Source organism: Xenophilus sp. (assembly GCF_044462705.1).
Taxonomy (GTDB): Bacteria; Pseudomonadota; Gammaproteobacteria; order Burkholderiales; family Burkholderiaceae_C; genus Xenophilus; species Xenophilus azovorans.
Map to the genome: position 1 here is coordinate 1 of NZ_JBIQNC010000374.1, position 1,793 is coordinate 1,793.

At 73.2% G+C, this 1,793-nt stretch carries 1 protein-coding gene; it reads left to right on the plus strand.

All coding sequences use genetic code 11. The features are described from left to right. A partial coding sequence (locus ACIY1X_RS26270; RefSeq protein WP_399686562.1) for an FAD-dependent monooxygenase occupies positions 1-1,623 on the plus strand: 1,623 nt, incomplete at its 5' end. Between the last annotated feature and the right edge of the window lie 170 nt (positions 1,624-1,793).

Here is a 1,793-nt window from a genome sequence, read left to right on the forward strand (position 1 = left end):
CCGCGCCTGCCCGCGCTGCAGGACGGCACGGAGACGCAGCGCCACGCAGTGGCGATCGCCGGCGGCGGCCCGGTGGGCATGGCGCTGGCGCTGGGCCTGGCCAACCACGGCGTGCCCAGCGTGATCCTGGAGGCCGACGACACGGTGTGCGTGGGCAGCCGCGCGATCTGCATCTCGCGCCGCAGCCTGGAGATCGTGGAGCGCCTGGGTGCGCTGCCTGCCTTCCTGGCCAAGGGCCTGCCCTGGACTTCCGGCACCAGCTTCTACAAGACCACCGAGGTGTTCCGCTTCGAGATGCCCACGCACCCGGGCCAGAAGCTGCCGCCGATGATCAACCTGGAGCAGTACTACATCGAGCAGTACCTGCTGGACGAGATCGAGCGGCGCAACGCCGCGCAGCCGGGCCTGATCGACATCCGCTGGGGCACCGAGCTGAGCGGCTTCTCGCAGGACGGCCACGGCGTGACGCTGCAGGCGCGCAACGCGCTGGGCGCCTACACCCTGCGCTGCGGCTGGCTGGCCGCCTGCGACGGCGGCCAGAGCTTCGTGCGCAAGGCGCTCGGCCTGGCCCTGGAGGGCGCGGCCTACGAGGGCCGCTACGTGATCATCGACATCGAGTTGCCCAGCCGCCACCGCACCGAGCGCCGCGCCTGGTTCGACCCGCCCTGGAACCCCGGCTCCACCGTGCTGATGCACCCCCAGCCGGACGACATCTGGCGCATCGACTACCAGCTTCGCCCCGGCCAGAGCACCGAGCAGGCGCTCACGCCCGAGGCGGTGCGCGCATTCGTGCAGCGCCACCTGGACGCCATCGGCGAGGGCCACCTGCCCTGGAAGCCGGTGTGGACCTCGGTGTACCGCGCCGGCGCGATGACGCTGGCCGACTACCGGCACGGGCGCATCCTGTTCGCCGGCAACGCGGCGCACGCCATGCCGATCTTCGGCGTGCGCGGGCTGAACTCCGGCTTCGACGACGCCGACAACCTGGCCTGGAAGCTGGCCGCGGTGGCCAAGGGCGAGTCCGATGCGTCGCTGCTGGACAGCTACTCCGCAGAGCGCATCGCCGCCTTCCACGTCAACGCCGAGAACGCGATGCGCAGCACGGAGTTCATGTCGCCGCCCTCGCGCGGCTTCGACCTGCTGCGCGAGGCGGCGCTGTCGCTGGCGGAGAAGCACCGCGGCATCGCACAGCTGGTCAACCCGCGGCAGACGCAGGCGGTGTGCTACGAGGACTCGCCCCTGTCCAGCCCCGGCGACGATCTGCCCGCGGGCCCGGTGCCCGGCGAGGTGATGGCCGACCAGCCGCTGCGCCAGGGCCACCTGACGGACTGGATCGGGCCGTGCTTCACGCTGCTGGTGCTGGGCGAGGCGGGCCTGCCCGAGGCGGGCCTGCCGCCGGCGCTGCGGGTGGTGCGCATCGGCGGCGGTGCGGATGCAAACGCCGATGCGCAGGCCGATGCCGGGGTGCTGCGCGCCCTGGGCGCGGAGCCGGGCGGCGCCGTCTACCTGCTGCGCCCGGACGGCCATGTGGCCGCTCGCTGGCGTGCACCCACGGCGGCGCAGATCGACGCTGCGCTGCAACGCGCCTCGGCGCACACCGTCAAAGTCAAGGAGACCGCATGACCGCCGCCCTCGCCCCCGAAGCACGCGACCGCCTGTACGCCGAATGCGCCCGCGCCGTCAGCGAGGCCGGCGCCGAGCGCGAGTCGCTCTTGCTGGCCCGCCTGGCGCTGCTGCTGTTCGAGCAGCTCGGCGACGAGGCGCGATGCCGCCAGGCCCTGGCCGACGCCCTC